This is a genomic window from Lawsonibacter sp. OA9 (assembly GCF_022440585.1).
In genome coordinates, this window is record NZ_JAKNTI010000021.1 from 1 (window position 1) to 8046 (window position 8046).

At 48.1% G+C, this 8046-nt stretch carries 9 protein-coding genes; all 9 read right to left on the minus strand.

Annotation, left to right across the window (positions count from 1 at the left end):
* Positions 1–422: ACP S-malonyltransferase (locus MCG44_RS00905; protein WP_240286331.1), on the minus strand; the 422-nt coding region annotated here is incomplete at its 3' end.
* Positions 410–1351 (minus strand): enoyl-[acyl-carrier-protein] reductase FabK, encoded by a 942-nt coding sequence (gene fabK / locus MCG44_RS00910; protein ID WP_240286333.1) that lies wholly within the window; start codon positions 1349–1351, stop codon positions 410–412. The genes fabK and MCG44_RS00905, both read right to left, overlap by 13 nt.
* A 22-nt stretch (positions 1352–1373) precedes the next feature.
* Entirely contained in the window at positions 1374–1610 is a 237-nt protein-coding gene (gene acpP / locus MCG44_RS00915; protein ID WP_240286335.1) for an acyl carrier protein, read from the minus strand.
* 63 nt (positions 1611–1673) lie between these two features.
* Positions 1674–2633 (minus strand): beta-ketoacyl-ACP synthase III, encoded by a 960-nt coding sequence (locus MCG44_RS00920; protein ID WP_240286337.1) that lies wholly within the window; start codon positions 2631–2633, stop codon positions 1674–1676.
* Positions 2634–2857: 224 nt separating this feature from the next.
* A complete protein-coding gene (locus tag MCG44_RS00925; RefSeq protein ID WP_240286339.1) occupies positions 2858–5425 on the minus strand; it encodes a hypothetical protein in 2568 nt (855 codons plus the stop codon).
* 233 nt (positions 5426–5658) lie between these two features.
* Complete coding sequence (gene hpf, locus MCG44_RS00930) at positions 5659–6189, minus strand: ribosome hibernation-promoting factor, HPF/YfiA family (RefSeq protein ID WP_028528555.1); 531 nt, start codon at positions 6187–6189, stop codon at positions 5659–5661.
* A gap of 152 nt (positions 6190–6341) precedes the next feature.
* A complete protein-coding gene (gene hisA, locus MCG44_RS00935) occupies positions 6342–7118 on the minus strand; it encodes a phosphoribosylformimino-5-aminoimidazole carboxamide ribotide isomerase (RefSeq protein ID WP_240286341.1) in 777 nt (258 codons plus the stop codon).
* Positions 7119–7211: 93 nt separating this feature from the next.
* On the minus strand, positions 7212–7619 hold the full coding sequence (locus MCG44_RS00940) for a hypothetical protein (protein WP_240286343.1): 408 nt from the start codon (positions 7617–7619) through the stop codon (positions 7212–7214).
* Between the two features lie 96 nt (positions 7620–7715).
* The coding region (locus MCG44_RS00945) for a 4-hydroxy-tetrahydrodipicolinate reductase (protein ID WP_318653885.1) at positions 7716–8046 on the minus strand (331 nt) is incomplete at its 5' end.

Here is an 8046-nt window from a genome sequence, read left to right on the forward strand (position 1 = left end):
GATGGCTTCAGCAGACAGCCCCACACAGCAGCCATGCCGCCCTGCCCTGCCGGGACAGCCTCCTGCATCAGAATTCCTCTCTGACGAACCACCTGCACGGCATCCTCAAAGCTCATCGCACCGCAGCAGACAAGCGCACAGTACTCCCCAAGGCTTAATCCCGCCGTCACATCCGGTACAAACCCCCGCTTCTGAAGTTCACGCAGCATCGCAGTGTGGTTGTGACCATAGCTTGCCTGCGTATACTCGGTGATGTCCAGCCGGTCATTTTCCTCAAAGCAAAGTGCTTCCATGGAAAATCCCAGCAGCTCTCCTGCCTTCTCGAAAACTGCCTTTGAGATGGGGGAATTTTCATAAAAATCTTGACCCATACCGGCTTTCTGTGCTCCCTGACCCGGGAAGATATATGCTATTTTTCCCATTTTTCCGCTCCTTTTAACAGCGTCTCGGTCTCATTTACAAGTTCTTCGATGATTTCCTTACAGGTCTGACGCCGTTTGATCAGTCCTGCAATCTGCCCTGCCATCACACTTCCATTTTTCGTATCCCCCTCCAGCACCGCTCTGCGCAGTGAACCGAGTGTCAGAAGCTCCAGTTCTTCAAAGGAAGCTCCTTCCTGCTCTTTTTTCAGATACTCTTTCGTGTTCTGGTTCCTTAGCGAACGGACCGGATGTCCTGTAGAGCGGCCTGTCACGACGCTGTCGATATCCTTTGACTTTACAATCCGTTCTTTATAATTTTCATGCACGATAGACTCATCAGATACCACAAAACGTGTACCGATCTGAACACCCTCCGCACCCAGCAAAAACATGGCCGCCATCCCTCTGCCGTCGCCGACTCCTCCGGCTCCGATCACTGGTATCTCAACCGCATCCGCGACCTGCGGAATCAGTGTCATCGTCGTCTGTTCCCCAATATGTCCGCCCGCCTCGCAGCCTTCTGCCACAACGGCATCTGCTCCGTATCGTTCCATACGCTTTGCCAGTGCAACACTCGCCACAACAGGAATTACTTTCATGCCGGATTCTTTCCATGTTTTCATAAATTTCTCCGGGTTGCCTGCTCCTGTCGTGATGACCGGAACCTTTTCCTCTGTCACAAGCTGCGCTACCTCTTCTGCACTCGGACTGATCAGCATAATATTCACTCCAAATGGCCTGTCCGTCAGCTCCCTGACTTTTCGTATTTCTTCGCGTACTACCTCAGCCGGTGCATTTGCCGCACCGATCAGTCCCAGTCCGCCTGCATTGGAAACTGCCGCCGCCAGATGATGTTCTGCCACCCAGGCCATCCCGCCCTGGATGATAGGATATTCTGTACCCAGTATGTCCGTCACTCTTGTTTTCATGGCCTACCTGCCTTTCGCAATCTTATTCTTCGTCAATGCCTTTATTTTTCAGGTAATCAATAACATCCTGAACTGTTATCATACTTTCCAGATCCTCAGCCGGAATTTCGATTTCATAAGTATCTTCCAGATTTGTCACCAGTTCAAACAGATCAAGTGAATCCGCATTCAGATCATCTTTTAAGGATTTTTCCGGTGTAATGCTGCCTGCATCGATACCCAGCTGCTCTGCAATTAATTCTTTCATTTTTTCTAACATTTTTTTGTTCTCCTTTTATCTTTCATAAATTATTTATTGTAATGCTGACCTTCCGGCCGCTTACTACCATGTCATGAGCGTACTGCCCCAGCTCAATCCCCCGCCGAACGCACACAGGATTAATTTATCCCCTTTTTTAATCTTTCCCGACCTGCTGTACTCGTCCAGTAAGATTGGAATACTTGCCGCAGCAATATTGCCGCACCCATCCATATTCATCGGCATCTTCTCATTCGGGATCTTCAGTGCTTTTGCTGCGGAAGCCAGAATCCTCCGGTTTGCCTGGTGCATGATAAAATGATCGATCTCTTTTATATCAGTTCCGCTCTTTTCGAGCACCCTGCGAATCGTCTCAGGCACTTTGCGGATCGCAAATTTGAAGACCGCCTGTCCATCCATATGCATTTTCCGGCCGTCAGGCGTATGGCTCACCAGCGGGTTCTGCAGCGGATTGCCTTCACAGTAAAGCACCATGCCTTTCGATCCGTCGCACCCCATGTCCATGCATTCTATTCCCGTCTCATCAGCGCCCACAACAGCTGCCCCGGCGCCGTCACCAAAAAGAATGCAGGTGCTTCTGTCTTCCCAGTCAACTATTTTTGAAAGAGTCTCCGCTCCCACTACCAGAATCTTCCCGTAAATCCCGGACTGTATATAGGATGCTGCCGTATTCAGAGCAAACACAAACCCGGAACACGCCGCATTGATGTCCATGCAGACTGCGTTCTCCGCACCGATCGAATCCTGCAGCTGACATGCCGCACTCGGAAACAGATAATCCGGCGTAACGGTCGCAAACAGTATCATATCCAGCTCCTCAACGGACGTTGCCGCAGCCTCTAAAGCTTTTTTTACGGCTTCAGCCGCCATGGATACCGTCCCCTGATCGGTAAGATGCCTCTTTTTGATCCCGGTTCTCTCTCTGATCCATTCGTCACTGGTATCCACCAGCTGTGCGATATCATCGTTTGTCATAATATGCTCCGGCAGATAGCTTCCGGTACCCAAAATTCTCGCTCTCATATTTTTACTCTCTCTTTGTCATGAAATTATACTAAAGTAAATATCCTGTCGTAATTTGAACTTATGAATATTTTATTTTAAAATATTTCGTATATCAAACTATTTAGGCATAAAAGTATTATAGCAGGTTCCAAACGTATGTCAACCCTGAATTTACAAAGATTAAGCGGACCGGTTTGAAACCGGTCCGCCATTGATATACTGCCTGTCATTCATTGTGATCTTTATTTACGGTTTCTTTTAATCCTGACTGCCAGTACCGCTATAATGATACCTGCTGCCGCAAGGAGGGCAATCCACAGCATAATATTCGTCTCATCACCCGTCTTCGCATTCGCGGCACGCGTACTCTTGGTGCTGAGTGTACGTTTCGTCGTACTTGCCTTTGTGGTAGACGCCTTCACCGCAATCTTTGCTGCACGGCTGGTAATGGATACCGTCTGATCGCCGTTTGCCGACTTATTGGTATTCGTGACTACACAGTAGTAATACATCGTTCCCACAGAAGCGGTGGACGGTGTATAGGTGCTCTTCGTCGCTCCCTTGATCGCACTTCCGTCTTTTGTACTGTTCTTTGTGCTGGAGTACCACTGATAGCTTAATGTTCCGCCGTCTTTTACACTGGCTTTCACTTCCATCGCCTTTGCGGCTTTACCTTTATAGTATGTCGCATTGCTCGGTCCGCTTACAGAAGGCGTCTCCGCATTCGTCCTGGTGCTCACCGCGATTTTCGCCGTATCACTGACAGCCGTCGCAGTCTGATTACCAGTCACATCTTTATTCGTATTTGTCACCACACAGTAATAATATACTGTTCCGTTTTTCTTCGTGGACGGTGTATAGGTGCTCTTTGTCGCATCCTCGATCACCGTTCCGTTTTTGGTGCTGTTCTTAGTGTTGGAGTACCACTGATATGTGAGTTTTCCCCCATCCGGAGACTCAGCCTTTACCTGCAGCTCTTTGGCAGATGTACCAGTAAAGTACGATGCCCCTTTGGGATTTCCTGTGATCTTCGGTGCTCTGGCATCCGTCTTCTGCGTATCCGTCACAACGACCTTAGCTGCATTACTGGACGCAGATGCTGTTTTCCCGTCCTTCGTATTCGTTACGATACAGTAGTAATATGTCTCTCCGGCCTTATCCGTCTTCGGCGTATACTCACTGGTTGTTGCGCCGTCAATTCTGGTTCCGGTTGCAATATTGTTGGTATTATTCTGATACCACTGATAGCTCAATGTTCCGCCATCCGTAACTTCCGCCGTCACACTGAGCGGATCTGCCTTGCCGTCTTTTTTATATGTGCCGCCTTTTGGGTCTTTCTTGACAGCCGGAGTCTGTACGTCAGCCGGGGGTGTGGAATCATTGACAGTTATCGCTGCCGTGTTGCTGGCTGCCGCCGCTGTATTCCCGTCCTTCGTATTCGTTACGATACAATAATAATATACTGTTCCCGCCGCATTCGCTGGGGGAGTAAAGGTGCTGTTTGTTTCTCCCGTGATCTCAGTTCCGCTTGTGGTATCATTTTTGGTGTTCTGGTACCACTGATACGTTAAAGTTCCGCCGTCCGTCACTTCCGCTGTTACCCCAAGCGCCGTCGCTGTCTCGCCTTTATCATACTCTGCGGACTGTGGATGAGCCGTGAACTGTGGTGTCTGTGCTGCTGCCGGCTGGTTGTCATTCACTGTGACAGCCGCTCTTTCACTCGTCGCCGCTGCCGTCTGAGTACCTGTCACTGCGGTATTGGTATTCGTCACCACACAGTAATAATACGTGGTTCCTGCTGTCCCTGTTCCCGGTGTATAGCTGTCTGTGCCGTCCCCAACAGGTGTTCCGTCAGAAGCTGCATCCGTGCTCTGGTACCACTGATAACTCAGTGTGCCTTCGTCATTTACCGACGCCGTGACACTGAGGGCTGCTGCAGGTGCGTCCTTATCGTATGTGGCATCTGCTGGATTTCCCGTAATCACCGGGGTCTCGGCATCTACCACCGGCGGTGCCGGTTCATTTACCGTAACCGTTGCTCTGGCGCTGACAGCAGTCGCCGTCTTTTCACCTGTCGCCGCATTGTTCGTATTCGTCACCACACAGTAATAATACGTGGTTCCTGCTGTCCCTGTTCCCGGTGTATAGCTGTTTGTGCCGTCCCCAACAGGTGTTCCGTCAGAAGCTGCATCCGTGCTCTGGTACCACTGATAACTCAGTGTGCCTTCGTCATTTACCGACGCCGTGACACTGAGGGCTGCTGCAGGTGCGTCCTTATCGTATGTACCATCTGCTGGATTTCCCGTAATCACCGGGGTCTCGGCATCTACCGACGCTTTCACAGCCGGAGCCTGTAGTTCCTCTTTCGGCTGTTCCTTTGATTCTGACGTCTGTTCCAGTGTTATCACATACGCCCCCTGGCGCATTTTGGCATTCGCCTCGTCATAAAACCAGTCCTTATTCTGTGCAGCAGTCGCTTTCCAGATCTTTCCGGATTCTGCTGCCGGCAAAGTGTAGGAACCCTTTCCGTATGATCTGCCGCTTTCCTTCGTCTGCTCCTCATCCAGGTAACCTTTGATCGCTCCGTCAGAAGGATAAACTACCTTCCCACTTTGAACAACCTGGAATACACTGTCGGAACCAGCTGTAATCTTATCGCCGGACTGCAGCTGTTTCGAATCTCCCGCCTTAATACCAGTATTTAATGAATAATCGGCTGCCAGCACCGCTGACATATTGCCGAAGATCATACCCAGCGTCAAGATCACTGACATGAATACTTTTCCAAACCTTTTCGTTTTTCCTTTCATACTGCACACCTCTTTTCCATTTTTTCAGCTCTTTCATACGCCCCTTTTTAACCCATTTCTTACTTACAGCATACGGTAACAATGCCCCAAAATCAATAGTGTACACACATATTTAAGTTATTCTTAAGAATGTTCACGAAAAAGAAATATTCGTTTATAATTATCAGAGTTCTATCGACATTTTATTGTACAAAAAACAGGATGCCAAAGCATCCTGTTTATCTCTCCGTCTATCAGGAAAATTCCGGTTCTATCAGTCCGTACGTATTCCCTTTCCTCTTGTACACTACATTTACTTCTTCTGTCTCTGCATTGCAGAACACGAAGAAATTGTGACCGAGCAGTTCCATCTGCACACATGCGTCTTCCGGATACATCGGTTTGATCCCGAATCGTTTCGTGCGGATGATCTTTACCTCTTCATCATCGTCTGCTTCTTTCTCTATAAAAGCCTTCTGGAGATTACCTCCGTCCTGATGTTTATCAACGATTTTATTTTTATACTTTCTTAACTGTCTTTCGATAACCTCCTCTACCAGATCGATCGATACGTACATATCATTGCTGACCTGCTCTGAACGGATGATATTTCCTTTTACCGGGATTGTCACTTCAATTTTCTGACGCTCTTTCTCTACGCTTAATGTAACAACGATTTCCGTCTCCGGTGTAAAGTACCTCTCCAGCTTACCCAGTTTTTCTGTGATCGCCGATTTCAGTCCTGAAGTAACCTCAATATTCTTTCCACTAATTATAAAATTCATGATGTCAACCCCTTTGGCTCGTATTTTACAGTGAGGGCAACGCCGATTGACAGGAACGTCTGCCGTCATCTGTAATTATTCATATTATAATACATGTCTAATTTGTTCGCAATAGAATTTAGAAAACTTCTTATTATTCTACATTAAAACTGTTAATTATCGCATATTCTCAAAATTTGTTCGTACTCCATAGGCCCGCCGAACAGATCAAGTGCACTGCCCACCGTCACGTCAATTTTGTTCCCCCCGGTCTCACGCAGCCGATATAAGTCTTCATAGCAGCCAACCCCCCCCGCATACGTGATCGGATTCCTGCGGTGTCCTGCCAGAATGCGCACAAGGTCCGTCTCAATACCGGAGGCTTTTCCTTCTACATCGACCGCATGTATCAGGAATTCATCGCAGTATTCTGCCAGCTCATCCATAACCTCCTGCGTCACGGTCACTTCGGTAAACTTCTGCCACCGATCTGTTACAATATAGTAACTTCTGCCCTTCAGTCTGCAGCTCAGGTCGAGAACCAGATGCTCACGTCCGACTGCTTTCGTAATGCGGTTCAGATTATCCCAGGAAATATTACCATCCCGGAATACATATGATGTCACGATCACATGACTTGCCCCTGCCTCCAGAAACTCAGCTGCATTCCCGGCGTGAATTCCTCCTCCCGCCATCAGGCCCCCCGGATAAGCTTTCAGGGCATTCAATGCCTGCTGCTTTGTCTGCCTGTAATATGGGGAGGATTCGGGATTCAGCAGAATCACATGTCCCCCGCCGATTCCCCGGCTGCGGTAAAGCTCCGCATAAAACACAGCATCCTGCGCGGAAACAAAATTCTCCTGAGCCAGGTCTCCCAGGTCTTTCAGGCTTCCTCCCACGATCTGTTTTACTTTTCCATTATGTATATCAATGCAAGGCCGAAACCGCATACATCGTATCCTCCATCCAAAAGAGCTCATACCAGCGTTAAAATGCTGCCATCGCCATCCGGCAACGGCAGCATGCAATTACATCACAGCGGGTTATGGATTAGTACGCGCATCGTTGGATGCATCTTTTCCGAGATCTTCCACACCCTGTCCCAGGTCTTCAATTCCTTCGCCGGCGTCCTCGACAAGATTATCGCCATTGTTGTTATTGTTATCTGTTGTGCCGTTCGTATTCGTGCCGTCAGAATTCAGTCCGCCGGTTCCTGCTTCATTGCCGGTATTGTCATTTCCGGTAGTCGCGTTGTCCGTGGTATTGTTTGTTGTACCGTCTGTAGCATCGTTCACGTTGCCGGTGTTATTATTATCATCAACACCGTTGTCTGTCCCGTCGGTATTTTCCTCTGTGGCTGCATTGTTTTTATCAGTATTATCAGCGTTACCACATCCCGCCATGAAACATACCATCGCTGCCAGCATCAATCCCAACATCCACTTCTTCATACACTTCATAATATCGTCTCCTTTTCTTTCTCTTATCAGATTTCGATGTTATTAATATACACGTGTCTGTCGGAATTTATTCAATTTTTTTATTTTTTAAGCTTCATTGATTACGTCGCTCATATCAAAACGCCCCGGTCCTTTTCCCTTCAGGAATTTAGCAGCCTGAACAGCGCCTTTCCCAAATATGGCTTTTGAATAAGCTGTATGCCTGAACTCGATCACTTCATCAGCTCCCGCAAAGATCACCTCGTGATCTCCTACAATTGTTCCGCCGCGAACTGCAGAGATACCGATTTCATTTTTTTCTCTTTTTTTACGTTCCTGACTTCTGTCATATTTATATTCATAGGAATTATCCAGTGCTTCATTGATACTGTCTGCCAGCGCCAGCGCAGTTCCGCTTGGTGCATCGACTTTCAGTCTG

Excerpts from the sequence above, each read along its gene's own strand:
- fabK (WP_240286333.1), bottom strand. The coding sequence starts at position 1,351 with ATGAAAACAAGAGTGACGGACATACTGGGTACAGAATATCCTATCATC.
- acpP (WP_240286335.1), bottom strand. The coding sequence starts at position 1,610 with ATGTTAGAAAAAATGAAAGAATTAATTGCAGAGCAGCTGGGTATCGAT.
- MCG44_RS00920 (WP_240286337.1), bottom strand. The coding sequence starts at position 2,633 with ATGAGAGCGAGAATTTTGGGTACCGGAAGCTATCTGCCGGAGCATATT.
- MCG44_RS00925 (WP_240286339.1), bottom strand. The coding sequence starts at position 5,425 with ATGAAAGGAAAAACGAAAAGGTTTGGAAAAGTATTCATGTCAGTGATC.
- hpf (WP_028528555.1), bottom strand. The coding sequence starts at position 6,189 with ATGAATTTTATAATTAGTGGAAAGAATATTGAGGTTACTTCAGGACTG.
- hisA (WP_240286341.1), bottom strand. The coding sequence starts at position 7,118 with ATGCGGTTTCGGCCTTGCATTGATATACATAATGGAAAAGTAAAACAG.
- MCG44_RS00940 (WP_240286343.1), bottom strand. The coding sequence starts at position 7,619 with ATGAAGAAGTGGATGTTGGGATTGATGCTGGCAGCGATGGTATGTTTC.